27 protein-coding genes and 1 pseudogene are annotated in these 24,265 nt (G+C 71.2%); 13 read left to right on the top strand and 15 right to left on the bottom strand.

The window, feature by feature from the left end; all coding sequences use genetic code 11:
* On the bottom strand, window positions 1-1,313 hold a 1,313-nt coding region (locus tag IH61_RS0136900; RefSeq protein ID WP_051838660.1), incomplete at its 3' end, for a serine/threonine-protein kinase.
* A gap of 147 nt (window positions 1,314-1,460) precedes the next feature.
* Between IH61_RS0136900 and IH61_RS0136895 the strand changes: the two genes are divergently transcribed.
* A complete protein-coding gene (locus IH61_RS0136895) occupies window positions 1,461-2,255 on the top strand; it encodes an FHA domain-containing protein (protein WP_051838659.1) in 795 nt (264 codons plus the stop codon).
* Here IH61_RS0136895 and IH61_RS0136890 read toward each other — a convergent pair.
* The 3 genes from IH61_RS0136890 to IH61_RS0136880 form a co-directional block, all read right to left on the bottom strand.
* Window positions 2,246-2,494: a hypothetical protein gene (locus tag IH61_RS0136890; protein ID WP_031078178.1), complete on the bottom strand. Its 249-nt coding sequence runs from the start codon at window positions 2,492-2,494 to the stop codon at window positions 2,246-2,248. The two genes, IH61_RS0136895 and IH61_RS0136890, sit on opposite strands and share 10 nt — an antisense overlap.
* A gap of 32 nt (window positions 2,495-2,526) precedes the next feature.
* Complete coding sequence (locus IH61_RS47510; RefSeq protein ID WP_031078176.1) at window positions 2,527-5,127, bottom strand: hypothetical protein; 2,601 nt, start codon at window positions 5,125-5,127, stop codon at window positions 2,527-2,529.
* An 83-nt stretch (window positions 5,128-5,210) separates the two neighbouring features.
* Window positions 5,211-5,945, bottom strand: a complete 735-nt coding sequence (locus IH61_RS0136880; protein ID WP_037973854.1) for a Crp/Fnr family transcriptional regulator — start codon at window positions 5,943-5,945, stop codon at window positions 5,211-5,213.
* A gap of 171 nt (window positions 5,946-6,116) precedes the next feature.
* Between IH61_RS0136880 and IH61_RS0136875 the strand changes: the two genes are divergently transcribed.
* The 5 genes from IH61_RS0136875 to IH61_RS0136855 are packed head-to-tail and all read left to right on the top strand — an operon-like array spanning window position 6,117 to window position 10,456.
* Window positions 6,117-6,920, top strand: a complete 804-nt coding sequence (locus IH61_RS0136875) for a hypothetical protein (protein ID WP_031078170.1) — start codon at window positions 6,117-6,119, stop codon at window positions 6,918-6,920.
* Window positions 6,921-6,927: 7 nt separating this feature from the next.
* Window positions 6,928-7,344 carry a hypothetical protein gene (locus tag IH61_RS47505; RefSeq protein WP_031078168.1) on the top strand — a complete coding sequence of 139 codons (417 nt, stop codon included), beginning with the start codon at window positions 6,928-6,930 and terminating at the stop codon, window positions 7,342-7,344.
* Window positions 7,341-8,582: a protein phosphatase 2C domain-containing protein gene (locus IH61_RS42105; protein WP_037973853.1), complete on the top strand. Its 1,242-nt coding sequence runs from the start codon at window positions 7,341-7,343 to the stop codon at window positions 8,580-8,582. The genes IH61_RS47505 and IH61_RS42105 overlap by 4 nt, the downstream gene beginning before the upstream one ends.
* Window positions 8,579-9,790, top strand: a complete 1,212-nt coding sequence (locus IH61_RS0136860; RefSeq protein WP_031078165.1) for a hypothetical protein — start codon at window positions 8,579-8,581, stop codon at window positions 9,788-9,790. Before IH61_RS42105 ends, IH61_RS0136860 begins: the two co-directional genes overlap by 4 nt.
* A gap of 15 nt (window positions 9,791-9,805) precedes the next feature.
* Window positions 9,806-10,456 (top strand): vWA domain-containing protein, encoded by a 651-nt coding sequence (locus tag IH61_RS0136855; protein ID WP_031078163.1) that lies wholly within the window; start codon window positions 9,806-9,808, stop codon window positions 10,454-10,456.
* Between the two features lie 397 nt (window positions 10,457-10,853).
* Here the strand turns inward: IH61_RS0136855 and IH61_RS0136850 are convergent, their stop codons facing one another.
* From IH61_RS0136850 to IH61_RS0136830, 4 genes are all read right to left on the bottom strand, one after another.
* Window positions 10,854-11,327, bottom strand: a complete 474-nt coding sequence (locus tag IH61_RS0136850) for a hypothetical protein (protein WP_158845751.1) — start codon at window positions 11,325-11,327, stop codon at window positions 10,854-10,856.
* Between the two features lie 199 nt (window positions 11,328-11,526).
* Window positions 11,527-11,715 (bottom strand): hypothetical protein, encoded by a 189-nt coding sequence (locus IH61_RS0136840; protein WP_158845748.1) that lies wholly within the window; start codon window positions 11,713-11,715, stop codon window positions 11,527-11,529.
* Between the two features lie 170 nt (window positions 11,716-11,885).
* Window positions 11,886-12,527, bottom strand: a complete 642-nt coding sequence (locus tag IH61_RS0136835) for a DedA family protein (RefSeq protein WP_051838658.1) — start codon at window positions 12,525-12,527, stop codon at window positions 11,886-11,888.
* Window positions 12,528-13,265, bottom strand: a complete 738-nt coding sequence (locus IH61_RS0136830) for a class I SAM-dependent methyltransferase (RefSeq protein ID WP_051838657.1) — start codon at window positions 13,263-13,265, stop codon at window positions 12,528-12,530.
* A 134-nt stretch (window positions 13,266-13,399) separates the two neighbouring features.
* On the opposite strand from IH61_RS0136830, the gene IH61_RS0136825 reads away from it, so the two are divergent.
* Both IH61_RS0136825 and IH61_RS0136820 read left to right on the top strand, forming a co-directional pair.
* A complete protein-coding gene (locus tag IH61_RS0136825; RefSeq protein WP_031078154.1) occupies window positions 13,400-14,551 on the top strand; it encodes a sensor histidine kinase in 1,152 nt (383 codons plus the stop codon).
* The gene (locus tag IH61_RS0136820) at window positions 14,548-15,198 is read left to right on the top strand and encodes a response regulator (RefSeq protein ID WP_031078148.1); all 651 of its coding nucleotides are present in this window, start codon (window positions 14,548-14,550) and stop codon (window positions 15,196-15,198) included. Before IH61_RS0136825 ends, IH61_RS0136820 begins: the two co-directional genes overlap by 4 nt.
* A 171-nt stretch (window positions 15,199-15,369) precedes the next feature.
* On the opposite strand, the gene IH61_RS0136815 is transcribed toward IH61_RS0136820, so the two are convergent.
* Entirely contained in the window at window positions 15,370-15,963 is a 594-nt protein-coding gene (locus IH61_RS0136815) for a TetR/AcrR family transcriptional regulator (protein WP_031078146.1), read from the bottom strand.
* 79 nt (window positions 15,964-16,042) lie between these two features.
* Between IH61_RS0136815 and IH61_RS0136810 the strand changes: the two genes are divergently transcribed.
* On the top strand, window positions 16,043-16,966 hold the full coding sequence (locus IH61_RS0136810) for an oxidoreductase (protein ID WP_031078145.1): 924 nt from the start codon (window positions 16,043-16,045) through the stop codon (window positions 16,964-16,966).
* A 306-nt stretch (window positions 16,967-17,272) separates the two neighbouring features.
* Here IH61_RS0136810 and IH61_RS49290 read toward each other — a convergent pair whose 3' ends face one another.
* The 6 genes from IH61_RS49290 to IH61_RS0136780 form a co-directional block, all read right to left on the bottom strand.
* On the bottom strand, window positions 17,273-17,413 hold the full coding sequence (locus tag IH61_RS49290; RefSeq protein WP_234327497.1) for a hypothetical protein: 141 nt from the start codon (window positions 17,411-17,413) through the stop codon (window positions 17,273-17,275).
* Window positions 17,414-17,608: 195 nt separating this feature from the next.
* Window positions 17,609-18,361, bottom strand: coding sequence for a dienelactone hydrolase family protein (locus IH61_RS0136800; RefSeq protein WP_037973852.1), 753 nt, complete (start codon window positions 18,359-18,361; stop codon window positions 17,609-17,611).
* Between the two features lie 180 nt (window positions 18,362-18,541).
* Window positions 18,542-18,907, bottom strand: coding sequence for a hypothetical protein (locus IH61_RS0136795; protein ID WP_051838656.1), 366 nt, complete (start codon window positions 18,905-18,907; stop codon window positions 18,542-18,544).
* The gene (locus IH61_RS49285; RefSeq protein WP_234327496.1) at window positions 18,904-19,446 is read right to left on the bottom strand and encodes a hypothetical protein; all 543 of its coding nucleotides are present in this window, start codon (window positions 19,444-19,446) and stop codon (window positions 18,904-18,906) included. Before IH61_RS49285 ends, IH61_RS0136795 begins: the two co-directional genes overlap by 4 nt.
* Window positions 19,446-20,687 carry an integrase gene (locus tag IH61_RS0136785; protein WP_234327495.1) on the bottom strand — a complete coding sequence of 414 codons (1,242 nt, stop codon included), beginning with the start codon at window positions 20,685-20,687 and terminating at the stop codon, window positions 19,446-19,448. Before IH61_RS0136785 ends, IH61_RS49285 begins: the two co-directional genes overlap by 1 nt.
* Before the next feature lie 315 nt (window positions 20,688-21,002).
* Window positions 21,003-21,911, bottom strand: coding sequence for a hypothetical protein (locus tag IH61_RS0136780; RefSeq protein ID WP_158845745.1), 909 nt, complete (start codon window positions 21,909-21,911; stop codon window positions 21,003-21,005).
* A 508-nt stretch (window positions 21,912-22,419) separates the two neighbouring features.
* Between IH61_RS0136780 and IH61_RS0136775 the strand changes: the two genes are divergently transcribed.
* From IH61_RS0136775 to IH61_RS43610, 4 genes and pseudogenes are all read left to right on the top strand, one after another.
* Window positions 22,420-22,788 carry a hypothetical protein gene (locus IH61_RS0136775; RefSeq protein ID WP_031078131.1) on the top strand — a complete coding sequence of 123 codons (369 nt, stop codon included), beginning with the start codon at window positions 22,420-22,422 and terminating at the stop codon, window positions 22,786-22,788.
* Window positions 22,789-22,823: 35 nt separating this feature from the next.
* A complete protein-coding gene (locus IH61_RS0136770; protein ID WP_031078128.1) occupies window positions 22,824-23,345 on the top strand; it encodes a hypothetical protein in 522 nt (173 codons plus the stop codon).
* A complete protein-coding gene (locus tag IH61_RS0136765; protein ID WP_031078127.1) occupies window positions 23,342-23,626 on the top strand; it encodes a hypothetical protein in 285 nt (94 codons plus the stop codon). The genes IH61_RS0136770 and IH61_RS0136765 overlap by 4 nt, the downstream gene beginning before the upstream one ends.
* Window positions 23,627-23,776: 150 nt before the next feature.
* Window positions 23,777-24,265 (top strand): annotated as a pseudogene (locus IH61_RS43610) (hypothetical protein); the annotation flags it as partial.

The raw sequence follows: 24,265 nt of genomic DNA, 5'->3' as shown, positions 1-24,265 counted from the left end.
GCTGAGGGCGTGGCGGGGGCCGTACTCGGGGGGGGGGGGGGGGGTTTGCCGACGGAGGTGGGGAGGGCCGAGGGGCTCAGGTTCGGAGAGGGCGTCTGCGGAGTGCCGGCCGGGGCGGTGGAAGCCGGGGGAGAGGGTGCGGCGGTGGTGGGGATCGGGGTGCTCGGGCTCGCGGAGGGCCCGTGCGTCGTCCCGGCCAAGGGCTCGGCGGCGACCGACGTGCCGCCGGACTCCTGCGAGGTGTGGTTCTGCGGGGGTGTGGGCGGGAGGAGGACGAACGCCGCGCCCGCGCCGAGGGCGATCACCGCGGCGACGGGTAGCAGGAGCAGGCGCCTGCGCGGGCGGCGCGATGGTGGGAGGGGCACGGTCCCGGCGTCGGGCTTCGGGTCCGGGATCGGGTCCGGGATCGTGTCCGGTGGCGGGACGGTCTCCAGCTTGCCGACCGGCGTTTCGGCGAAGGCACGTCGCGAGTCGATGCGTGACATGACCTCGGGCGGCCAGGACGGGGGAGGAGCGAGCAGGTGCGTGTGGGCCGCCGTGACGATCTCGTGTGCGGTGGGGCGTGCTCCGGGATCGGTGGTGAGACAGGGCTCGATGACGGCGGCGAGGTCGGCGTCCACGGCGCGCAGTGGCTCCACGTCGGGGACAGCGCTGGGCGTGCGACCCGAGGCGGCGTAGAGCAGGAGCGCTGCGAGCGAGTAGACGTCCGCGGGCGCGGCCACGTCCTCGTCCCCGGCCTGCTGTTCCGGTGCCGAGAAGCCCTGCGTTCCGTAGCTGCCGCCGCTCCTGGTGAGCCGTGCCTGGTCCGCGGCGCGCGCGATGCCGAAATCGATGAGCTTCACGCCGTCGCGCACCAGCATGACGTTCGCGGGATTGATGTCGCGGTGCGCGATCTCGCGCGCGTGCACGGCCCGCAGTTGAGCGGCTGTCTCGGAGAGCAGTAGCCACAGCGCCTCGGCGGGGAGCGGGCCGCGCAGCCGGACCGCCTCGTCCACCGTGAGCCCGGGGACGTACTCGGTGGCGAACCAGGGGCGTTCCGCAGTGCTGTCGCTCGCGAGCACCCGCGGTCCGACCCCGAACGGCACACGGTAGAGGATGCCGACCTCCCGTTCGAAGCGCTCGCTGGAGACCAGCCGCGGCCGGACGAGCTTGACGGCGGCGTAGCCCCTGTCCGAGGCCCCGAGGTAGACCTCGCCCATGCCGCCGGTGCCGAGCAGGCCGATGATGCTGAAGCTGCCGATCTCCTGCGGATCGCCCGGACCGAGTGGTTCGGCGACCGTGCCGTCGATCCCGGTGGTTGGCCGACTGATCATGCTCACGGCGGGCAGGCTATCGAGCAAGTCCACGTCGAGCAAACCCAGTTGCTGCTGCCACAAACTCTGCACATCGCATGCGGGTGGGAGGAGTGGTCCTCTCGGTGCGCTCATACACTGGCGCGAGCCGAGGCGGAGGTATGTGAGATGGCGTACGAGAGATTCCCACCCCAGATCCTGCCGATGGGCAGCCCGTCCGGCAGGGTGCCCTCGGCGCCGCCCGGGACGATCTTCGTGACCGGGCCGGAGGGCGGGTACGCCGTGCCGCCGCGCCGTTACACCCTGCTGTTCGGGCGGGACCGCGAGGACGTGCACGTGCCGGTCGGTGTCGACGACCCGACCGTCAGCCGTCGGCACGGTGTGTTCACCCGCGCCGACACGGAGGGCGACTGGTGGCTGGTCAACACCGGCAATCTGCCGATCGAACTGCCCGACGGCGTGCTGATGCTCACCGGTCACAAGCGGATCATCGAATCCGGGTACACCCCGCTGGTGATCAACTCGTCCAAGCAGCGTTCCCACCTGGTGGAGGTCCGCGTCGTCGACGGTGACGACCGGCACCCCCGCTCCACGAGCAGCGCGGAGACCACGGCCCCCGAGACGGTCTACGCGCTCTCCCCGCAGGAGCGGCTGGTGCTCACCGCGCTCGCCCGGCGCTACCTGGAGGGCCAGGACGCCTTCCCGCTCCCGTTGGCCTGGGAGGACACCGCCAGGCTGGTCAACGCCTCGCCCTACGCGACCAAGTCCTGGACCTTCAGGTCGGTCGCCAACACGGTCGAGGACGTGCGCGAGCGGCTGCGCCGACGGGGCGTGCGCGGACTGACGCGCGACGAGGTCGGCGAGCCGGTCGGCTCGATGCTGAGCGTCAACTTGATCAGGGAACTGTTGAGGACGGCGACACTGAACGCCCAGGACCTGGAGCTGCTGGCCGGTCAGGGCTGAGTGCGGTCCTCGCCGTCCGGGTCGGGGGCGGGCGCGGGCGCGGCGTTGTAGGTGACGCGCATGGTGCCGTGCTCCACGGCGAAGACGGCGGCGTGGTCCTCGGCCGAGTTCCGCTGGTGGGGTTGCGGCTGCTCTGGGCTCTCCGTCTTCGTGTTCGTCACGTGGTTGTTGTCGCCCACGATGAAGGTGCCGGAGACGTCTCCGGTGTGGATGCGGTCGGGGGTGGGTTCCGAAGGCATGGTCGGCCTTTCGTGGTCGGTTGAGTGGCTGGCTAGAAGGCTGTGCAGTGGAGCACCAGGCTCTGCCAGGCCGAGTTGTACGCCGAAGCCGGGCCGGCCGTGTCGTAGCTGCTGCTGGTCTTGTTCCGAAACGATCTGAACTGGCTCTCCTCCTGCTGGCGAGCGGTCTGAATGCCCTTGAGGTCGGACACCACGGATCTGTCCCGCGCTTGCGATATGGCTCCCCGCACCGTGGATTCGCTGGTGCGCAGGTCTTTGAGGATGGCGTCGATGCGGGAATTCATCGTGCTGTCGTCGGGAACGGCGGAGGTCCGTCCTGAGTTGTGCGCGTCCACGGCGCTGTTGTACGAGTCGACCGCGCTGTGCACGGTGGCCAGGTCGGCGTTGTACTGCTTGGTCTCCTGCCCCAATTTCGGTACCACCGTTGCGCACACGGGATCGACGGATTTCGACGTGACGACCGGAGACGGGTACGTGGGGTATATGGGGTGGGTGGGAACGACGGGCCTCACCGGAACGGCCGGAGGGGTGTACCTCGGGTAGGTGGGCTCGACCGGTCTCACCGGAACGGCCGCAGATGTGTCCTGCTGTTTGTTGGCGTAGACCATGGCACCCACGCCGAGCACACCCCCCAAGCCGACCACGCACGCGACGACGAGGGCTGTTCCGCCCTTGGCGGCCGCCGTTCCCGCGGTGGCGAGCGCCGTGTGGCCCGTGCCGGTCGTGGCGGTGCCCGCGGCGTGCGTCGAGTGGGCGGCGGAGCCGTGCGCACCCGAGAGGTCGATCTTCGGCGGCGTCGTGTGCGAGGCGGAGTGGGCGCCGCTCATGTGGCCGGCGGGCAGGGGCTGTTGGGCGGACTGGGACAGGTCGATCACCTGCGGTGGACTCGGCGCGTGCACGGGCGCCGGGGTGACCGCCGGGTGTGTGACCGTGGGCGGGGTGACCACCGGTTGGGCGGCGGTCGGTGGGCTGACCACCGGGCTGACCACCGGGTGAGTCACCACCGGCGGGCTGACCACCGGGTGAGTCACCACCGGCGGGCTGACCACCGTGGGTGTCGGCGCGATCGGGGTGACCGGAGTGACCGGAACAACCGGAGCGACCGGAACAACCGGAGCGACCGGAACAACCGGGGCGATCGGCGCGATCGGAGCGATCGGCGCTGCGGCGCCCGTCGCCGCCGTGGCGGCGACCTGGTGGACCACCGACTGCGCCTGCAGAGCGGCGAGTTCCTTCCACAGCACCCCCGCTTCGAGCACCAGGGTCGTCGTCAGCGCCGCCCGGCCGATGGCCTTGCGGCGCGTGCGCGCCTCGCGCAGGAAGAACTCCTCGCCCGCGCTGTCCCCCGCGCTCCTCGCCGCGGACCAGCCGGCCGCGAGCAGGCTGCCCCACGCGTCGAACTGCCGGGACAGCGCCAGCTTCGGTGAGGCGGCGCGGGCCAGTGCCGTGCCGAGCTGCGCCTGCCCGCTCCTCTCCGCTCGCAGCACCGCGACGTCCAGGGCCTGGAACAGGGCCGCGACCTCGTCCGGGGTGGTGTCCCGCGACTCGACCCAGGCGGTGAGTGCCTGGCAGAGCGGCCCGGCGGGGTACTGCGTCATCCGGCTCTTCAGCACGCACTCGGCGACGTCCGGCGGACACCCGTAGCCGGTTTCCGAGGCGACGAGCAGACCGTGCCGCACCAGGCCCTCGGCGAGCACCCCGCTGTCCGACCGGCCGAGCAGGGCGTCGAGCTGCCGGGCGGCCAGTTCGGCTCCGGAGATCGACCCGAGCAGGTACAGCAGGTCGCGCTCCGCCGGGCTGAGCCTGTTGAGCAGCGCGGGAAGCAGGGCGGGGAGATCGGCGATGCCGGGCAGGCCCTTGCCGGTCGCGGCCGCCAGGGCGATGCGCCGCAGCTGGAGCGGATTGCCGTGCAGGGCGTCGCACAGCGCCTCCACGGTCCGCGCCTCGTCGGGCAGCAGCCCACGGGCCAGTACGGTCTGCACCAGGTCCACCCCTGCCGCGGCCGTCAGTCCGTCGATCCGGATCGCGTGCACGCCGACGGCCGCGGACCGCTGGTGCGAGGTGAAGACGAACGTGGACCGCTCGGCCATGTCGAAGAGCCTGCTCAGGTCCTTCTCGTCGAGCCCCGCGTCGTCCAGGTAGATCCGCAGCCGCAGCGTCTTCAGGTGCTCCTTCAGCACCTCCAGCGAGGGTTTGTAGTTCGGCGCGTCGAAGCTGATGTCGAAGATCGCCTGCGCGAGGTCGTCGGCGGTCCGTCCGCCGGCTTCGATGTAGGCCGCGCCCTCGGGCCCGCGCGGCAGGGTACGGGCGAGGTGGCGCAGCAGCGCACTCTTGCCGATCCCGGGGGCGCCCCAGATATGAACCAACTGACGCTTCTCGATGGCCTGTTGCAGCACATCGAGGTCCCGGTGCCGGCCGATCAGCGGTTCGGCGCCGTAGCGCGGCAGGTGGGAGATCAGCCGGCGCTTGACCGGCTTCGGAGGCGGCCCGGCGTTCAGGGTGACGGCCGCTCCGTACTGGGCGGTGATGTTCAGGGTGGTGACGGTGTTCCCGCTGCCGACGATCATCGTTCCGGACACGTCGCCCGTCCGGATCCGCCCGGAGTCGTCCTGAGCACCGTTGTTCTCTGGCATCTGCTCTTCCCCGGTCTTCTCTTGCGCTCGGGTCCCGGCTCCCGGTCATGGTGGCGACGGACCGTCGTCGGAACCCGGCGCTTTTACCTGATTGGTGAGATCGGCGGCGGACCGACCGGTTCGGCCGCGGCGGCGATCCGGGCGAGGTGGTCCAGGTCGCGGATCGTGATCGTGCGGTAGCCCGTGACGACCGCGCCCGACTCCCGCAGAGCCCGCAGGGCCTTGTGGATCGACGATTCCGCCGCGCCGACCAGCGTGGCCATCTCCGGCTGTGACAGCGGGAGTTGGGCCTCATTCCGGCCGGGGTGCCCGTAGGTGACGGCCAGGTGGTGCAGGATTCTGGCGAGCCGTCCGAGCACGTCGCAGCCGGTGAAGTCGACGATCCGGCCGGTCGCGGTGCGCAGCTTGGCCACCACGCTCGCGCTGAGTGCGAGTCCGACAGCCGGGTGCTGTTTCGTGCAGTCCAGCAGTTCGGAGGGCAGGATGTAGCGGGCCAGTACCCGGCCGCAGGCGGTCACGGTGCCGATGCGCGGCTGACCGTCGATCCCGGCGAGTTCGCCGACCAGGTCCCCGGCCATCCGTACGGCGAGCAGCGCCTCCCGGCCGTCCTGCGCGTGTGCGGTGACCTTCACCGTGCCGGCGATCAGGAGCAGCGCGAAGGTCGAGGTGTCGGCCTCGCGGATGGTGATCTGGCCGGCCGGGTAGGCCACGCTGTGGCCGAGCCCCAGCAGGACCCGGCGGTCGGCCTCGCCGACCCGGCCGAGCAGCCCGGCCGGGGGCCAGTACGCCTCCGTCCCGCGCACCCTCGTGTTGCTCATCGGTCACTCCTCTTCCTGGTCGGGCCGAAGCCGGACAAGCCGTATTAGTAGCGGTTCTACCCGAGGACCCCTCCTCTACGATCTCGTCAATCATCTGGTCGGCACCGGTAGTTCGGGGCCGACGGCAATCGATCGTCGATCTGCCGGCCCCGTCGTGATCGCGGAGGGATTGTGAATCCGAGGTACGAGTACCGAGCCCTGCTGGCCTGCGACATCGCGGCTTCCGCGGGCCGTGGTCAGCAGCGGCTGCAGGAGATCCGCGGCGCGCTGCGATCCGCACTGTCCGGAGCCCTCGAGGTCGCGGACCTGGATCTGCGGGACCTGGCGTACGTGGACACCGGCGACGGTTGCCGGCTCGTCGCCCCGGCCGGGCTGCCCAAGGCCGGGCTGCTGGTCCCGCTCCTGCCGGAGCTGGGTTCGCGGATCCGCGAGCACAACCGGCAGGCCGGGCAGGACACCCGGCTGCGGGTGCGGGCCGCCGTGCATGCGGGGGAGGTCCGGATCGATCCGGACGGCACCGTCTCCGGCAGCCCGTTCGAGGCGCTCGCCCGGCTGCTCGACTCGGCCCCGCTGCGGCAGGCGGCCCTGGCCGGTCCGGACAGGGCCCCGGTGACCGCGATCCTCTCGCAGCACTACTACGAGGAGACGGTCGGGCACGGCTACGAGGGGCTCGAGACGGACGCCTTCACCGCGGCCGAGGTCCGGGTCAAGGAGTACGCCGCACGGGCCTGGCTCTGGTACCCGGGCAGTCCGGTCGGGCCGCAGAGCGGTTCCGGCCGGGAGCCGGACCGGGAGTTCGGCCGTGAATCAGGCCGGGAGCCAGACCGGGAGCCGGGCCGGGAGTCCGGCTCCGGTGAACGCCCCGTGGAAGCCGGGCCGCGGGCCGTGGAGCAACTCGTCAAGGCCACGGGGAACGGCACGGTCTTCGCCGTCGGCCGTGGTGACCAGCACATCCGCTACAACGAACGGGGCTGAAGCGCCGATGAACCAGGAACTCGCCGAGCTGGCCGCGAGCGGAGCCACCGCTCTGGTCGCCGCGATGGGCACCGACCTGTGGAACGAGGCGAAGCAACTGATGAGCGGCGTCATCGCCCGGGCCCACAGCAGCCGCCGCAGGGAACTGTCCGCCATGTTGGAGCGGCCGTCGACCGCCGCGAGGGGAGCGGTCGACGGCGTGGTCGTGGAGTACTGGACCGAGGCCCTGTTCCAGTTGCTCGACCACAACCCGGCCCTCGCCCAGGACGTCGTTGCCCTGGCATCGCTGCGGGCCCCGGAACGGCAGGGCGTCGCGGTCCAGGTCAACTCCGCCACCGACTCGGGCGAGGTGTTCGCGGTGCAGTACGGCAACCAGCACTTCGCCTCCGGGCCGAGGTCCCGCGGTTCCGAGGAACGGCCGTGAGCGGGGGCGACGACCGGAGCGACAACCGGAGGGACAGCCCGACGGACGGCCGGGTGCGGGCGGCGCTGCTCGCGGCCGTCGTCATCGGAGCCTTCGTCGAGGTCCGTGTCGGTACGCCGCACCGGCACTACGAGTGGCTGGTGGACGCGTTCGCCCTCGCGGCGGTCGGTGTCGCCGGCGCGGCGGCGGCGCTGCGGTCCGAGGCCGCCGCGGCGCCCGCCCGGCAGCAGCGGGACCGGAACGAACGGACGCCCCGGCCCGACGCGACCGCGCCGCTCTGCCGCTTCGTCGCGGCACCGGCCGTACCGGCCGTACCGGCCGTACCGGCGGCCCAGCCCGCCAGGCCCCGGCCGTACCTGCGGGAGAGGCCGACCGACCTGAGCGTTCCCCGCTTCGGCGAAGGCGCGCGGGCCCAGGGCTACCCCTGGCAGCTGCCGGAGCGCACGGTGCAGAACGGGATCGCGGCCGACGAGGCCGTGGTCGGCGCCCTCACCATCCGCGCGGCCTCGGTCGTCGGGCCCGGCCATCGCTGCGGCCTGCCCGCCGAGCCGCGGCAGGACTCCTACCGGATCGGGCGGAGCCGGGACAGCCGGTACGCGATCGTGGCCGTGGCCGACGGCCTGTCCAGCGCGGCCCTGTCCGACGCCGGGGCCACCACGGCCTCCAGCCAGGCCGTCACCCTGCTGCGCGAGCAGATCGAGACCGTGGGCTTCGACCGGCTCGACGTCAAGGAGCTGTACGGGCGGATCGCGGAATCGGTCACCGCGCACGCGGCCGGGCGTGGCGTCGGCACCTCGCAGATGGCCACCGTGCTGATCACGGCGGTGATCGCCGAGCCGGACGCGAACGGCGTGGCGCAGGCGTGGGTCGGGTGGCTCGGCGACAGTTCGGCCTGGACGCTCGACCCGCGCGTTGCGCTGTGGCGGTTCGCTGCCGGGGAGGCCAAGGACCGAGCGGCCGCGGTGGTCTCGAACGAGGTCACCGGCCGGTTGCCGGACATGCCGCACCTGGCCGTGGACCGTCACGTCGCCCTGTCGCCCGGTGCCGCCCTCGCCCTGGTCACGGACGGGGTCGGCGACGCGTGGGCGGACCCGGCGGGCAACGTCAACGAGTACTTCGCGAACGCCTGGCGCTCACCGGTCCCGGCCACCCGGTTCACCGCCGATGTCGGCTTCGACGCACCGCAGTGCCTCGACGACCGGACCGCCGTCGTGGTGTGGAACGGCAGCGGGCCATGACCGAATCCGATCTCCGCGACGGCGTCCGCGTCGGCGTCGGCGACGGCGCCCCGGCGGCGGACCCGCGGGGCTGGACGCTGCCGAGGACCGTGAGCCTCGGCGATCTCGGACCGCTCGCCGATCCGATCTCCGAACACAACGGCCAGGCCATCGCCGTACGGCCGTTGACGGCGCATCCGGGCTGGCTTGCCAAGCTCTACCGGCCGGGCCTGCAGCAGGAGGACGCCCAGCGGATCGACCTGCTGATCTCGGCTCCGGACACGCTGCCGGAGGCGGAGCGGGCAGCCCTGTACGCCCGGACGTGCTGGCCCGCGGCCAGGATTCACGCGCCCGGCAACCCGGCCGTCGGGTGCGTGATCCCGATGGCGCCCGAGCAGTACCGTTCCGAGCTGCGGCGCGGCCGGTTCAGCGAGCGCCGGTTCGTCGAGATCGACTGGCTGGCGAAGTCCGACGAGTCGATCGAGGGAGTCGGTCTGCCGAGCCCCGGCTACGAGGGCCGGCTGGTGGCCTGTCGTCAACTGACGGAGCTCGCCGCGATCCTGGAGGGCCTTGGCCTGGTCTATTCGGACTGGTCGTTCTCCAACGCCTTCTGGAGTCCGGACCGGCGTTCCGTCTACCTGATCGACGTCGACGGCTGCCAGCCGAGGAAGATGCCCGACATCCACCAGCCGAACTGGGCCGACCCGCTCACGCCGCCGGGCACCGACGCGGACCGGTACACCGACCGTTACCGGCTCGGCCTGCTCGTCGCCAAGTGCCTGACCGGCCAGCGCGACGCGCGCGCCCTCCACGGTGTCGCCGAGTCCCCCTGGCCGGAGCAGCGCGCCGCCTCCGAGGTCCTCCTGGACATGCTGCTCGCGACCGACCGCGAACGACGGCCTGCGGCAGCCCAGTTGAACCAGGCGCTGAACAACGGGCCCTACCTCAGGGCCGTGCCGCGTCCGACCCGCAGCTCGCTGCCCCAACTGCCTCCGGTGCAGGCCGCGTCGACAGGGCCGCGTACGGTCCCGCAGCCCCCTGTCAGCACCGCCACGGCCGGGAGGGCGCAGGAGCCTGCGACCACCTCGACCGGCCCGGACGCCTCGACCGGCCCGGACTCCTCGATCACCTCGAAGACCCCGAAGACCCCGAAGACCTCGAGCACCGGGTGGATCTGGGTGCTCGCCTTCGCCGTGATCCTGCTCATCATCATCGCCTCCCACCACTAGCTCAGGGGTACACCCATGTCACTCTGCCTGCCCACCTATGTGGTGATCGACGCGTCCTCGTCGATGAAGCCGCACGAGGCAGTGCTCAACGCGACCCTCTCGCGTCTGCACTACAACCTGGCGACGAATCCGCGAGTCTCGGAGTTCGCCCGGGTCAGCGTGATCGCCTTCTCCACCGACGTGCACGTGGTGATCCCGATGTCGGACATGGAACAGGTGCCGACCATGCCCGAGGTGATCTGCGGCGGGCGCACGGAGTACGGCAAGACCTTCGACCGGCTGCGGGAGTGCATCGAACAGGATGTCAGCACCCTGAGGGCGCAGCACTACAAGGTGCTGCGACCGGCCGTCTTCTTCCTGACCGACGGCGGTCCGACCGACGCCCTGTGGCGGGAGTCCTTCCGCAAGCTGACGGACCGGAGCCGGCCGCGCCACCCGCACGTGATCGCCTACGGCTTCGGTGGTGCCCAGCGCGACGTGCTGAAGGTGGTGGCGACCAAGGCACTGTTCATCGCCGACGGCTCGGACACCGAGTCAGCGCTGAGCGGGGCGATCTCCGGCCTGCTCAACAGCCTGATCGCCTCCTCGCAGACCGGCCAGATGAACATCGCCACCGACGTCAAGGGCTTCGAGTACGTCCAGGTCGCCCAGGAATACGTGGACTGAGCATGGACGCCGACCCGCGTTCCACAGCTCCCCGGGCGCTGCGCGCCTCCACCGGGCTGTCCGTGCTGGCCGCGGTGCTGCTCGCCTGCGGCGGCGCGGTCGAGGCGACAGGCAACCTCCTCGGTCCCTCGACCAGCGGAGGCGGAGGCGGCTCGCACCCGGCGACGCCGGTACAGCCGCCCCCTGACGTCTCCCCTCCCGCTGCGGCGCCGTCGCCGAGTTGCCCACCCTCGGCCTCACCCACCCAGCTGCCCGAGCCTCCGGCCACCGCCACCACGACGACACCTCCTCCAACGCGCCCCCCGAGGCACGGGACCGCCCGGACGAGGATTCCTACGACGAGGAGTGGTGCGTCGGCAGCGCCCGAGCCGTGGCCCGACAGCTGAGGATCCACGGTTCAGGAGAGGACGGAGAAGGCCGTCTCCGGCAGGCAGTAGGCGCGCAACCGGCCCTGCAGACGCTCGTGTTGGTGCGCGGTGACGGCCAGCCAGAGCGAGGTGCCCGAGTCGCAGGCGCTGAATATCAGCCGCTCCGCGCGCCAGCCCTCGGCGCCGGTCGTGTGCGGCGCGAGGGCCAGCAGCAGGGCGAACTGGCTGTCGTCGCCGGTGTCGATGGTGATCCCCGTCGCCGGGTCGCTGCGGTGGCGCCCGGCCTCCCTGGCCTGGGCGCGACCCAGGGCGAGGGCCCGCCGATGGGCGGGGACGACGGTGTCGGGCCAGGGCCTGTCGCTGAGGGCGTCGAGGCGGACGGTGTCGAGGTTGTACCGCAGAACCTCGAGGGCGGCGCGGTGGGCGCGCGAGACGTTGGCGAGGTCGAGTCCGTCCTGGAGGACCAGCTCACGCTCGGGGAGCCCGTCGTCGGTGATCATCACGACCCCGAGCTTGCCACACCCGACACGCCGTCCGTCATCCGGCCGAACCCCGGGACCGGGCGCCCCCCGAAGCCTCACAAGCGGCGCCGCCCCGTCCGCCGCTGGTAGGAGAACGAACAGACGCCGAGGAAGACCCCGAGCGAGAAGAAGGCGACGAACCCGATCACGAACACCCCGGGCGCCGGCCCCGCCAGGTGCCTCACGGCCGGTTCAGGGCGGCGAGCAGGGTGAGGCCGAGCGCGACGAGGAGCACCGTGAAGTCGATCCCGTGCCGCTCCATCCACACGAGCACCGCCGGGGCGCCGTTCTTCACGAACTCGTCCGCGATGTCCATCCCCTCCGGCTTGCCGACGGTGCCGCCCCAGGACCAGTACACCTTCATCGCCACGTAGGGCACCGTCCCGACCACCCCGGCGACGGCCGTCCACGTGACGGGACATCCTGTGCGGCATGGAGGCCGCGCAGATAGGTGGCCAGTCATGGGCGTTGTCGGGGACGTTCCAGCGGTGGGTGGTCCGAGCTCGGCGGAGCAGGCTGCGTACGGGAGCGGCCGGACGCTCACCGGGTGGGGCTGGCGTCGTGCGGGTGCGGGTGCGGGTGCGGGAGGCGGTGGCGCTTCCTCATCCACAAGGCCGCGCTCCCGGCCGCGACCAGGCCGGCGACGGCAAGGGCGGGCCCACCCAGGGTGATGATTAGCCGCAGGGAGGCGGCGGCGCCGTAGCCGACGCCGGCTTCGGCGGTGGCCCACAGGCAGGCGGCGGTGGCGCTGTAGGGGGCGATGCGGCGGTAGGGCAGGCTGGTGGCGCCTGCGAAGTGGGGGGCGAGGGTGCGTACGACGGGGATGAAGCGGGCCAGCAGGATGGCTCGGCCGCCGTGGCGGGCGGTGAGGGCCTCGGCGCGTTGCCAGAGGGGGGCGGGGATGCGGCGGGCCGCGCGGCCGGTGCGCAGCCGCTGACCGAGGAGGCGGCCGGTGCGGTGGGCGAGGAGGTCACCGGCGATCACGGCGCCGGCTGCGGTGGCGATGACGAGGGGGAGGCTGATGTGGCCGGTGCGGGCCAGCGCGCCGGTGGTCAGCAGCAGGGTGAGGGTCGGGACGAAGGCGCCGATCAGGAGGATCGACTCGGTCAGCACGGCCAGGGCCAGCACTGCGTAGGCGGCCGGCGCCGGGAGGTGGGCGAGGAGGTCGGTCAGGACGTGCATCTACTGACTCACCTGGTCCGCATGGTGCTGCTGACCGTCGGCGCAGGGCTGGGAGGGCAGCGGGGGGTGTTGCAGGTGCCAGACGTGGGCGGGTGGCAGGTTGGCCCACACGCTCCAGCGGGCGGTGGCGTAGCGGCGCTGGTAGGCGGTCATGATGTGGTCCACGGCGGCGTGCCGGCGTACTTCGGACGGTGAGGCGAGCAGGGTGCGGGCGCGTCGGGTGCCGAGGTAGGCGAAGTAGGTGAGGGTTCCGCCGGGGTGGAGCAGCTCCATGTAGCGGCCCATGACCCGTTCCACGGTGCCGGGGGTGAAGTTGGTCAGCGGCAGGCCGGAGACGATGACGTCGTAGCGGCGGTCGGTGTCGAGGTCCTCGACGAGGCTCTGGTGGACGGTGATGTCCGCGGACCGGGACGTCGTGCGGGGGTGGGTGGCGGCGAGGGTGCGCAGCCGGTCGGCGAAGCGGGGATTGGCCTCGACGATGTCGAGGCGGCTGCCGCGGGGAAGGCGGGGGATCAGGTGGCGGGTGACGGCGCCGGTGCCGGCGCCTGCTTCCAGGACGGCCAGCGGGCGGGGGAAGCGGCTGCGGACGGGCTCGGTCAGGGCGTGGGCGAGGGCCTTGCCGCTGGGGGCGATGGCGCCGGTGGTGCGCAGGTCGCGGGCGGCTTCGATGAGGAACATCCAGCCTTCGGCATGGCGCTGCGCGGTGACGCGCTGGTGCGAGGTCGTCCAGTCGTTCATGGTTTCGACGCTACGGAGCGGCGCTGTCCTTCAGATCCTCCGTTCTGCGACGGGCTTGGCCGACGAAAGTAGGGGGCCGCCATGGTCTTTCGTCTGGCCGAAAGCCGCCGTGGAATGCCTAGCATGGCGGGGTGATGTGGTGGAAGGGCCCGGTGTGGGCGGCGGTCGGGCGTACGGGGTTCGTCGCCTTCCTGGCGGCTGGCGCCGCGGTGAATGCTGCGCTGGTGTCCGGCGGCCGGTACGTGGTGCCGGTGAGCGCTGCCGCCCTGGTGTGCGCGGTGGCGCTGGTGGTGCCCCGGCTGCGGTGGTCCGTCGCGCCGTGGATGGTGGCGGCGGGGACGGCGTGGTGGGGGTGGCTGCTGGCTCCGCTGCTGGCCGTTTCCCTGTTCGACCTGGCCGTGGCCCGTCGGATGCGGGTCGCCCTCGGTGTCGCCGTCGTGGCGTTGGGCGCCAACCTGCTCGGCGCCCAGGCCACGTCGCTGTGGGCCGACCGGCGATGGGTGTCGGCCCTGTTCGTCCTGCTGTTCGGGTTCGTGGTCGGCCTGTGGCAGGGCAACCGGCGGCGGCTGGTGAAGGCGCTGGCCTCCGAGGTCGACCACCTTCGGACGGAGTCGCGACTGCGGGAGGAAACGGCCCGGGCCGCCGAACGCTCCCGCATTGCCGCGGAGATGCACGACGTGCTGGCCCACCGGCTGAGCCTGATCGCCTTGCACACCGGAGTCCTGGCCACCAGGGCCGAGGGCCTGCCCGCGCCGGTCGTCGAACGCCTGGCGCTGCTGCGTGTCACGTCCGCCGAGGCCCTGGCCGACCTGCGCGACGTTCTCGGCGCCCTGCGCGACCCGGACGCGGCGCAGGGCGCGGCGCTCGCACCCGCGATACGAGACGTACGGGAGCTGGCCGAGGAGGCACGCGCCGCCGGGCAGCACGTCGAGCTGACCGTCGACGGAGTTCCCGAGCAGGCTCCCACGACCCACCGGCTGGCCGCGTACCGCATCGTCCAGGAGGCGCTGACCAACGTCCGCAAGCACGCGGGCGGCGCCGCGGTGACCGTACGGGTCGACTACCGGCCGCCGGCCACCCTGATCGACGTCACCAACACCCCCGGCGTCCCCGGCACTTCCGGCACAGGTGCCGTCGAGTCCGGATACGGGCTCGTCGGTCTGCGCGAGCGCGTCACCGCGCTGGGCGGCACCCTGGACGCAGGGCCCGCCGGCGCCGGCGCCTGGCGGCTGGCCGCACGCATCCCCCACCCCGTCGGCATCGGACAGAACGGCACCCGCACATGATCCGCGCCATGATCGTCGACGATGACGCCCTGGTCCGCCTCGGCCTGACCGACCTCCTCGACGGCGACCCGGGCATCCAGGTCGTCGCCCAGGCCGTGGACGGCCTGGACGCCGTCGAGCAGGCCGGCGCCCATCGTGTCGACGTGGCCCTGGTCGACGTGCGCATGCCGCGCATGGACGGCATCACCGCGACCGCCCGGCTGCGGGCCCTCCCTCACCCGCCGAAGGTGATCACCCTGACCACCTTCGACCTCGACGAGTACGTCTACAACGCGCTCGCCGCTGGAGCCGACGGGTTCCTGCTCAAGGACACCGATCCCACCGAGATCCTGCGCGCCGTCCACCTGGTGGCAGCCGGCTCCGCCATGCTCCACCCCGCCGCGGCCCGCCGACTCATCGACCGCTACCACGCCGGCAACCAGCCGAAGGCCACCGCCGCGCGGGCCCTGCTGGAGCGGCTCACCCCCAGGGAGCTGGACGTGCTGGCCCTGCTCGCCCAGGGCGAGACCAACGCTGACATCGCCACCCGCCTCGCGATGCGGGAAAGCACCGTCAAAGCCCATGTCAGCCGCATCCTCACGGCCCTGGGCGTCACCAACCGCGTCCAGGCCGCCCTCCTGGCCCGCGACGCGGGACTGCCCACCTGAGCAAACGGGCAGGCGCTGAAGGACGTTGGGTCACGGACCTCATCGACGCCCCGGTGGCGGACTCACGGTCGCCGAAGCACACGGTGACCAGGACCACGACCTCGAAGATCCCGGAACCTGCTCCTTCGCCCACCTGTTCACCAGGCCATCGACGCCTGTCTGCGCGGCTTCTTACTGTGGCGCGCAGCCGCGCAGGACGGACGCGATCAGGTCGTCCAGGCCGTACTCGGCCACCTCCGGCGGCAGGACGCCGCTCACCGTCAGGCCGGCGTAGCCGTGCAGTGCCGCGACGACTGGCAGGGCGATCCGTTCGAGTGGTCCCTCGCGTACTTCGCCCCGGCGCTGTCCGTCGCCGATCAGCTCCAGGAGTTGATCGGACCATCGGTGGGCGGTCGCCCCGAGTGCTTCCGACGCCTGCGGACTGTGCTTGACCGAGAACATCAGATCGAGCAGTGCGGCGTTGGCCACGGCGAAGCCCACGTAGGCGCGGGCCGCAGTGTCCAACCGGTCGGCGAACGCCTCACCAGCGCCGTCCTGTGAGGCTGCGATGGCCTCGGCGAGCCGCTCGAACCCGGTCAGCGCCAGGGCGTCCAGCAGCGCCTGCTTGGACTTGAAGTGGCGACTCGGCGCGGCGGGGCTCACCCCGACCTCGCGGGCCAGTTCGCGCAGGGACAGCGCGGACGCTCCCCGCTCGCGCAGTGTCTCCTCGGCTCGCGCGAGCAGAGCGACGCGGAGGTCTCCGTGGTGGTAGGGGCGGTTCGTCATGCCCTCAGCCTAGCCGGGTGTATGCGATGAATACATTGTTAACGTTGCCTACATTGTGATCAGTGCATACATTGGGGTCATGGCCAAGAACACGCAGACCCAGCCCTGGAACACCACCGACATCCCCGACCAGAATGGCCGCACCGCCGTCGTGACCGGCGCCAACAGCGGCCTCGGACTCGCCACCGCCACGGCTCTGGCCGCCGCAGGCGCCCACGTCGTCCTCGCCGTACGGGACACCGAGCGCGGTGAAGCCGCAGCAGCGACGGTGAACGGCAGCGTGGAGGTCCGTCGGCTCGACCTCGCCGAACTCGCCTCCGTGCGCCAGTTCGCCGCCGACTGGCACGGTGACCTGGACCTGCTCATCAACAACGCCGGCGTCATGAACGTCCCCGAGGGCCGCACCAAGGACGGCTTCGAGACCCAGTTCGGCACCAACCACCTGGGCCACTTCGCCCTGACCAACCTGTTGCTGCCGCACATCACCGACCGCGTGGTGACCTTGTCGTCGGGGGCGCACAAGGCCCCGGGCAGCCCCCGCATCCACTTCGACAACCTCGACCTGACCGGCGAGTACAACCCGCTGACCGCCTACAGCCAGTCCAAGCTCGCCAACCTGCTCTTCACCCTGGAACTCCAGCGACGACTCAGCGCCGCCGGCTCGCCCGTCCGCGCCCTCGCCGCGCACCCCGGCCTGGCCGCCACCAACCTCCAGAGCCACGACGCCAGCCTCCTGCGAACCCTCTTCTACCGTCTCGTCAACATGCTGATCGCCCAGGACGGCGAGGCCGGCGCACTCCCCACCCTCTACGCCGCCGTCCAGGACCTTCCCAGCGCGAGCTACGTCGGCCCCGACGGCATGTTCGAGATGCGCGGCGCCCCCTGCCTGGTCGGCCGTTCGGCAACGGCCGGCGACCCGGCCGGCGCCCGCCGCCTGTGGAGCGTCTCCGAAGAGTTGACCGGCGTCACCTTCCCGGAGCTGACTGCGGCAGTTCGATCCTGAAGCCGTGGCCGACTCGATGGTGACCGCACCGGCCGCCGCGTTCGCCGGGACGCTGGCCACGAAGACCAAGCTCGCGCCGCCCCGCGACCCCGAATACAAGGGCATGGTCGAGCGGAACAACCAGTTCCTGGAGACCTGGCCCTGGCGTTGGATGTCATGCCGGACGACTTCGAGCCGCTTCCGGCAGTGCGTTCCCGTAGTGAAGGGACGGCAGTTCGAGAGCTGCTGGACTCGGCGAGAACCGTCCGGGAGCGGACCGAAGGCATCCCGAGCGGCCGCAGCCGATGATGACCGGCTGACTTGTGGTCATGGCTCAGGCAGGCGGCCCGGTTCGACGTGGTCGGCGAGGTAGATCACGACGCCTTCGGGATCCATGCCGAAGGCGGCGGCGACGAGCTTGGGGTCCAGGGTGTTCACCAGGTCGGCGAGTCGGGTGCACCGAAGCATCCGGGGTGGGACGCCGCACAGGTCCAGGGCGTGGCTGAGATCGGCCCAGCTGGCCGGGTCCAGTGGAACGGGGTGCGGCCGCTGCCCGAGACGGATGGTGCGGGCCGACGGGTTTTGTGGGTGTGCGATTGGAGTTTTCGCAGCTCAGGAGCGGTCACGAGCACTGTAGTGGATGCAACAGGTGTGGTGCGGGGGCTACTCGCCCTCGCCGTCCGCGGTGGATCGGGCGATCTTGAGAGGAAGGCACTCGGAGAGCAGGTCGACGACGTCGCGCCAGGCGCGCTGCGCGTGCCGTGGGTGGTAGCCGACGCAGGGGACCGTGGGGTGGTCGACCGGCGGGTGGTGGAAGGCGTGCAAGGCGCCGCCGTAGACCACGAGGCGCCAGTCGACGCCTGCGGCCTGCATCTCGGCGGTGAACGCGTCCCGTTGTGCGGGCGGCATGATCGGGTCTTCCGACCCCACGCCGGCCCACACCGGGCAGCGAATGCGCGCCGCCTCGCCCGGTCGGCCCGTGGTAGTTGCGTTGACTGTCCCGATCGCGCGCAGGTTGACGCCGTCGCGCCCGAGTTCCAGCGCGATGGCGCCCCCGGTGCCGTAGCCGACGGCGGCGATCCGGTCGGGGTCGGTCCGCGGCTCGGCGCGCAATACGTCGAGCGCCGCGTGGCCGATGCCCCGCATCCGGTCAGGGTTGGCGAGCAGCGGCAGGCAACGGGCCAGCATCTCCTCAGGGTGACCCAAATAGCGCCCGCCGTGAAGGTCGAAGGCCAGCACTACGTATCCCAGCTCGGCGAGGGCATCGGCCCGGTGGCGCTCGACATCGCTGAGCCCCATGCCCTCTGGCCCGAGCAGCACCGCGGGCCGACGATCGACACCGGCCGGCACGGCGAGGTGCCCGATCATCGTCAGACCGTCGGCCTGGTACTCGACCGTGCGCGTCGTAATCGTCATGGGACTGGACCGTAGTGATTGTCGAGCTCGGCCGAACCAGTGTTCACTGCTGGCAGAACAGCGCGGGGATGCCTCTGAAATGCGGCGATGGCTCACAAGATCCTCACAGAACCCGTTCCCGACAACCCGGTTCCCGGCCGCTGAGAGACCGGGAACCGGGTTGTCGCGGGGCGCGAGTGCTTACCCGGGCGGGTTGGGTGAGCGGTCGGCCTGGCGGTTGAGCTGAGCCATGAGCTCGCGGTTGGCGGTGCGGGCGGCGGCGGCCGCGAGGTCGGCCTTGAGCGAGGCCCGGCTGACGGCCGGGCCGTGACCACCAGGGGCGGTGACAGGTTCGGCGGCCTGGGCGTGTATCTGAGTGAGGAGGTCGCGGTGGCGGTAGAGGAACGTGCGGTCGACACCCGCGTGGCGGGCGATCGCGGTGACGCTGACGTCCGTGCCGTTCTTCGCGGCGTCGGCGAGGGCGGCCAGGACGCGTTGGCGGCGCCGCCCGGTGTCGGCGCGGCGGCCCTCGACCATGGCCTGGACTGCGGGTTGGGGGGCGGTCATGCGGGTCGCTCCACTCGGAGGTCGGGCAGGGGCTGACGGATGCGGGGCATGCCGAGGAAGTTCTGACGCATCTGTCGGACGGTCTTGGCGGCCTTCTGGATCTCGGCGCGTTCGGCCTCGGTGAGCGTGTCGACGTCTTCGGTGACGCGCTGGATAAGACGTCGGATGCGGGTGATCTCCGCATCCGACGGGGTGGCCTCGGCGCGGGCCCAGTCGTCGGCCTCGGACATCGATCTCAGCTTCTTCCGTTGCCGGAGCAGGTCGTCGAGGTAGGTGCGGAGGTCCGGAAGGTAGGAGATGTCGGTGGAGAAGTGGTCGCAGCCCACGCAGCGGAAGCGGAGCGGGCAGGCTCCGCCGCCGGCGGCCACGTTGGTGGGTTCGGAGCAGGTGCCGAAGGGGACGACGACCGCGCCGATGGCCCGGCGGGCGCGTTCGGCGTCGAGCACGCTGGTGACCGCGCCCCAGATGCGGGCGCCGTGGCGGTCGAACTGCAACTGGGTGACGCGCTCGACCGCCTCCCGCAGGCGTACTTCCTTCACTAATGGTGACGTCGGGTATTGGAACTGTCCGAATGCCCGAGGAGCGTCTTCACCAGCCACCACGGATCGCCGAACAACTGGGCGAACTCCCGCCGGTCCTCCTTCGTGAGCCCGAACCGGGACTCGAACAGCGCGTTCAACAGGATCAGCATGATCAGGGCCATCGAATGCCGGGCGGCGTGCGGGGTCGCGTAAGGGGTCCGCCCCTGGACCTCCGCCAGCCGGAACTTCCGCTCGATCCTGCGCTCCTTCTCGCTGAGCAGGACCTCCTCGCACCGAAGGTTCGCGGCCCTGAAGACGCCGTTCCAGCGGTCCGGTGCCATCGGCAGCCCCTGCTCGGTCAACCACAACCACGCAGGCTCGGGCCCTTCCGGCCCCTCCAGGAACAGCCACTGCCGCTCCCGCCAGCCCAGCCGGTGCAGCTCGCGCCCGCCGACGACGCCTGCCGAGTCCACCCACTCGACCTTGGGGTTCAGCCCGCGCGTCACCCTCGTCACCAGTCGCATCACCGGCAAGCGGTCGTAAGTGCCGGTCGCCTGGGCGCGCTCGATCGCCCCGGCCCGCTCCGACCGGACGTATGCCTCGGCCTGGCCGACGGCATCCACCGATGCGTAGAACGTCCGGGTGGTCTTCGACCTCGTCACCGCGCCGGCAACGCGACCGTGCAGGTAGCGGCCGTGCCGCAGATGCTGCGTCGGCAGCTCGAACGTCAGCAGCGAACCGGCCTCCTGCCGCCGCAGCCCCGAGCTCAGCAGCAGTTGCACGAACCCCGTGTTGCGGATCTCCGTCCGCGACTCCCACCCCGGAGCCGCCACTCCCGCTCGGGTGTGGCCGCGCAGACCCACGTCCGACCACAACCCCCAGGTACGCGGCGTCAGCCACGACACCCGCGAGCTGACCGAGTCCGCAGCCCGGTCCTCCCGCCGTGCCACGTCAACCGGCAGCGGGTAGACCTTCCCCCACTTGAACAACTTGGTGAACGCGGCGGCCTCGCGGTCCCACTTCGTTCCACCGATCCGCTGCGGGTTCTCCGCGGCCCTGCAGCGCCAGTCACGGAAGTCCGCGAGGTCCTGCTCGGAGGCTTCTCGCCACGTCACACCGCGAGCCGACAAGAAGTCCAGGAGTATTCGAATATCTGTCGCGTAATTCCGCTTGGTCTCCCGCTCCAGATTCCGAAATTCCCTGGACCGGACAAAGTCCAGCAGGTCCGCATCGACGGTCCCGTCGGGCCGTACGAACACCCGATCACCTGGGCGCAACCCGATCCGAGCTACCTCCGCAGGAAGGTCTTGCACACCCAAGACACCATCAGGAGGCAGCGATCCCCACTGCCCAGGATCTGGTACCCGCACCACATGCCACACGCTCAACACACACCTCTGATCGATCTAGAACACGCTCGATCATCAGGGAACGCTGCTTCCCTTCGGCCACCGGCGCCGCGACTACTTCAGCGAGCCGGGAGACGCCACCGGTCCGTCCTACTCTGCGGTCATCGCCGCACCCGGACATTCCCTGTCAAGTCATTGTGTTCAGTACCTGACTGAGGGCGTGGGTCAGTGCCGGCGTCGACGGCGGGCGGCGAGCGCCAGCACGGCTCCTGCGCCAACGGTGGCGACGGCTGCCGCGCCGATGCCCAGGGTGGCGGCACCGGTGCGGGCGAGCTGTCCACCCGGGACGGGCGCGGCCTGGCGGGTTCCGCTCTCTTCCTGCGCGGCGGGTACCGCTTCCTCACGATTGGGCTCGTCCGAGGAGACGGGAGTGGGCTCCGCCGTACCGGGGCTGCCGGGCTGGGTGGTTTCGCCGGCCGGGTCGGTGGGTTCGGTGCCGCCGCCGGGGTCGGGGCTCGGTCCGGGGTCCGGGTCGGTGGGTTCGGTGCCGCCGCCGGGGTCGGGGCTCGGCTCGGGACCCGGGTCGGTGGGCGTCTCGCCGATGATCCGGATGAGCTTCGGCGGGGCCATCTGGACGACGTCCGTGGGGCCGTAGTACGCGGTCGCGTCGATGTAGAGCGTGTCGGTGAGCGGGGTCTCGGCGGTGAAGCGGAGGCGGATCTGGATCTCTGTGGTACCCGGGGCGACCGGGTCCTCGTCGTGGATGGGCAAGCTCGTCCAGTTGTCCCCGTCGTCGTTCCAGGTCTTCGAAGGCTTCCAGTGGCCGTCTTCGAGGACCTCCAGCTCGATCATGCGCGGGAAGACTCCGACGCGCTTCAGGTCCTTGACGTTGACGAACATCCTGTTGAACTCGTCGGTGGAGCGAGGGTGGTGCAGGTTGAGGGTGAACTGCTGCCAGCTGCCGCCGGCGACGAAGTCGGTGGGCAGGCCGGTGAAGTCCAGGTCCGCCTCGGCCGCCGTCCGCGCTCCAGGGCCAGGCGTTGCGCCGGGGGCTCCAGCGGGCTGTCCTGGGCTGGTGGCCGCAGCACGGTTCGGCCGCTCCGCCGCCGCTGCGGGCAGGGCAGCCGAAGCCATCGCTGCCGTGACGGCCAAAGCGAAAGCTGTTCTTTTCAGGCGCATGCGATTCCGTTCCTCGCGAGTATTCAGGGCGGGGGAATAATAGGCATCTTTTTCCTCCGACTAATACGTCGCACCCGCCGATGGATCCATAGGGAAGATCTATGGGTGGCGCGCTGACAGTAGCCCTCCGGCTCGAGCGGGGACTGACATATGCGCAGGCCAGGAGTGCTTTGAGTGTCGTCCGAGAGATCCTCCGTTGTGGTGTGCCGCCGCTGTGCCGCTTCCGGATGGACAAGGATAAGGGCGAAAGTCCTGCCCTTTTCAGGACTTCCGACCTCTTCGTCCGGCGGTGGGATTGGCTAGTTCCTCGGGACTTAGGTCCCGTTTTCCCGGCGGAGCCGAAAATGCCACTTCCGGGCCGCGCATTCCTCGTGGCAGAGTCCAGCCCCAAGATCACTCCCGGTCGCCCGGACCCCTCTGCCTCGGCCCGGGGACACCCCAACTCCCTTCACGAAGGAAACCCATGAACCACCGTCAGCGCACCGCCAGCGGACTCGTCGCCGCCACGATCACGGGCGCGCTCGTCCTGGGAATCGCCCCGGCCGCGTCGGCCACCGACACCGCCTCCGCCGCCGAGCGCGCGGCGGCCGTCGTCGAACGCGCCACCGGCACCGGGGAGCTGGCCCCCACCGTCGACGGCACCGCCGTCACCGAGGGGCAGGCCGGCCGGGTGAGCGTCACGGTCCCCGGCACCTCCGACGGCACGGTCGAGGCGACCGCCGCCGACGGCACCACCGTCGCGCTCGGCCTGCCGCAGCCAAGGACGTCACCGGCATCCGGGCCGGCGCCGGCACTGTCGTCTACCCCGACGCCGCCCCGGCCACCGACATAGCCGTCCAGGCCACCACCGACGGTGGTGCCCGGGCCATGGTCACCCTCAAGAGCGACAAGGCCCCCACCGCCCACGGTTTCACCCTCGACCTGCCCGAAGGCGCTGAACTCGTGCCCAACGACCAGGGCGGCTACGACATCGCCAAGCGGTTGCCCGGCGGCGGCACCACCGTCATGGGCCAGGTCGACGCCCCCTGGGCCAAGGACGCCACCGGCAAGAGCCTCCCCACCCGCTACACCCTCGACAACGACACCCTCACCCAGAGCGTCGACACCGATGGCGCCGTGTTCCCCGTCGTCGCCGACCCCCACTACACCTGGGGCATCGTCACGGGCACGATCTATCTCAACCGCAGCGAGACCCGCAGCCTGGCTCAGAACGGCGGCATCGTCGGTACGATCGTCGCTCTGATTCCGGCGGGGATCACCAAGCCGGCCGGGGCGACCATCGCGTACTGGACCTGGGAAGCTCAGGGCGCGGACCGCGCCGGCCAGTGCGTCAACATCAAGGTTCCGCACCTGAAGGCCAACCGGTACACGGGAGGATACTGCCGATGACCATCGCCCTGGTGGTCCTCCTGACCGTGGTCATCGGTGTGGAGGTCTACGCCGTCAGGTCTGGCAAGCGCCGTCACTCCTGGTCGCAGGCATTGGTGGGGAACCGCTTCGCTCTCGGAACCGGTGCCGCCTGGTGGGCTTGGTGCGCGGTTGCGGCCATCATGGACGGTGAACCAGCAGGCGTCATCCCCGGGTTCTTCGGCGCCGTCATCGTGGCTTCCCTCGCGGCGGCGGTGAGCCGAGCGGTCAACCGCCGTCGCAAGCCACACGGGACTCCCTGAGCGTCAGGAACCTGCTTTCAGGCCACCGGATCAGCGTGTTCGGCAGCCTGGCTGCACACAGGGAGGAGGCCAAGTTCACCCCGGTGAACTTGCGAACGGTCGAGGATTTTCAGCCCCCTCGACCTCGCCGGCAGCCGGGACCTGTTGTTCATGGAGAACGCCGCCACGCGGGCCCCAGCGGCCGCAGTCATTCCGTTCGCCCAACAGTCGCAGCGACCGTTGGGCGAACGCTTTCCCAAGGTCCACATCTCGGGCTTTGCCAAGGTCACCGAGGTGCGGCCCGAACACACCGAGCAGGTCCTGGCGGTCTATCTGCTCGGCATCGACGGCGGCGACGCGACATTCGAGACCACCGCCCCGACCTGGGAGGTGTTCGACACCGCCGGCATGGCCGAACCCCGGCTGGTCACCCTCGACCCGGACGACCGGGTGCTCGGGTGGGCCGCCGTCTGGTCCGGTGCGTGGGAAGTCGGCCCGGCCGACTTCCTGCGCGCGGTCGGGGTGTGGGCAGTTGGGGCCCGTATCCGGGTGTGGGGCTGCTCGGTGTGTCCGGTTCGGTGTGCGGGGGGCCGGGTTCGGGGCGGGGTTGTGGGGTGTGTGTTCGGTTGGGTGGTGGGTGGGTTTGTTCCGGGCTGGGGG

Source organism: Streptomyces sp. NRRL WC-3742 (assembly GCF_000720635.1).
In the GTDB taxonomy this organism is placed as follows: Bacteria; Actinomycetota; Actinomycetes; order Streptomycetales; family Streptomycetaceae; genus Kitasatospora.
The sequence above is the reverse complement of the archived record's forward strand: the minus strand, read 5'-3'. Positions and strand labels throughout refer to the sequence as shown.

Coding starts and splice junctions, on each gene's coding strand:
- IH61_RS47505 (WP_031078168.1), top strand. CDS start 6,928: ATGAACCAGGAACTCGCCGAGCTGGCCGCGAGCGGAGCCACCGCTCTG.
- IH61_RS0136895 (WP_051838659.1), top strand. CDS start 1,461: ATGGCGTACGAGAGATTCCCACCCCAGATCCTGCCGATGGGCAGCCCG.
- IH61_RS0136890 (WP_031078178.1), bottom strand. CDS start 2,494: ATGCCTTCGGAACCCACCCCCGACCGCATCCACACCGGAGACGTCTCC.
- IH61_RS0136855 (WP_031078163.1), top strand. CDS start 9,806: ATGTCACTCTGCCTGCCCACCTATGTGGTGATCGACGCGTCCTCGTCG.
- IH61_RS0136835 (WP_051838658.1), bottom strand. CDS start 12,527: ATGCACGTCCTGACCGACCTCCTCGCCCACCTCCCGGCGCCGGCCGCC.
- IH61_RS0136800 (WP_037973852.1), bottom strand. CDS start 18,361: ATGACGATTACGACGCGCACGGTCGAGTACCAGGCCGACGGTCTGACG.
- IH61_RS0136820 (WP_031078148.1), top strand. CDS start 14,548: ATGATCCGCGCCATGATCGTCGACGATGACGCCCTGGTCCGCCTCGGC.
- IH61_RS0136860 (WP_031078165.1), top strand. CDS start 8,579: ATGACCGAATCCGATCTCCGCGACGGCGTCCGCGTCGGCGTCGGCGAC.
- IH61_RS0136810 (WP_031078145.1), top strand. CDS start 16,043: ATGGCCAAGAACACGCAGACCCAGCCCTGGAACACCACCGACATCCCC.
- IH61_RS49290 (WP_234327497.1), bottom strand. CDS start 17,413: ATGCTTCGGTGCACCCGACTCGCCGACCTGGTGAACACCCTGGACCCC.
- IH61_RS0136765 (WP_031078127.1), top strand. CDS start 23,342: ATGACCATCGCCCTGGTGGTCCTCCTGACCGTGGTCATCGGTGTGGAG.
- IH61_RS0136815 (WP_031078146.1), bottom strand. CDS start 15,963: ATGACGAACCGCCCCTACCACCACGGAGACCTCCGCGTCGCTCTGCTC.
- IH61_RS0136830 (WP_051838657.1), bottom strand. CDS start 13,265: ATGAACGACTGGACGACCTCGCACCAGCGCGTCACCGCGCAGCGCCAT.
- IH61_RS0136880 (WP_037973854.1), bottom strand. CDS start 5,945: ATGAGCAACACGAGGGTGCGCGGGACGGAGGCGTACTGGCCCCCGGCC.
- IH61_RS0136775 (WP_031078131.1), top strand. CDS start 22,420: ATGAACCACCGTCAGCGCACCGCCAGCGGACTCGTCGCCGCCACGATC.
- IH61_RS0136825 (WP_031078154.1), top strand. CDS start 13,400: ATGTGGTGGAAGGGCCCGGTGTGGGCGGCGGTCGGGCGTACGGGGTTC.
- IH61_RS0136795 (WP_051838656.1), bottom strand. CDS start 18,907: ATGACCGCCCCCCAACCCGCAGTCCAGGCCATGGTCGAGGGCCGCCGC.
- IH61_RS0136780 (WP_158845745.1), bottom strand. CDS start 21,911: ATGGCTTCGGCTGCCCTGCCCGCAGCGGCGGCGGAGCGGCCGAACCGT.
- IH61_RS0136770 (WP_031078128.1), top strand. CDS start 22,824: ATGGTCACCCTCAAGAGCGACAAGGCCCCCACCGCCCACGGTTTCACC.
- IH61_RS47510 (WP_031078176.1), bottom strand. CDS start 5,127: ATGCCAGAGAACAACGGTGCTCAGGACGACTCCGGGCGGATCCGGACG.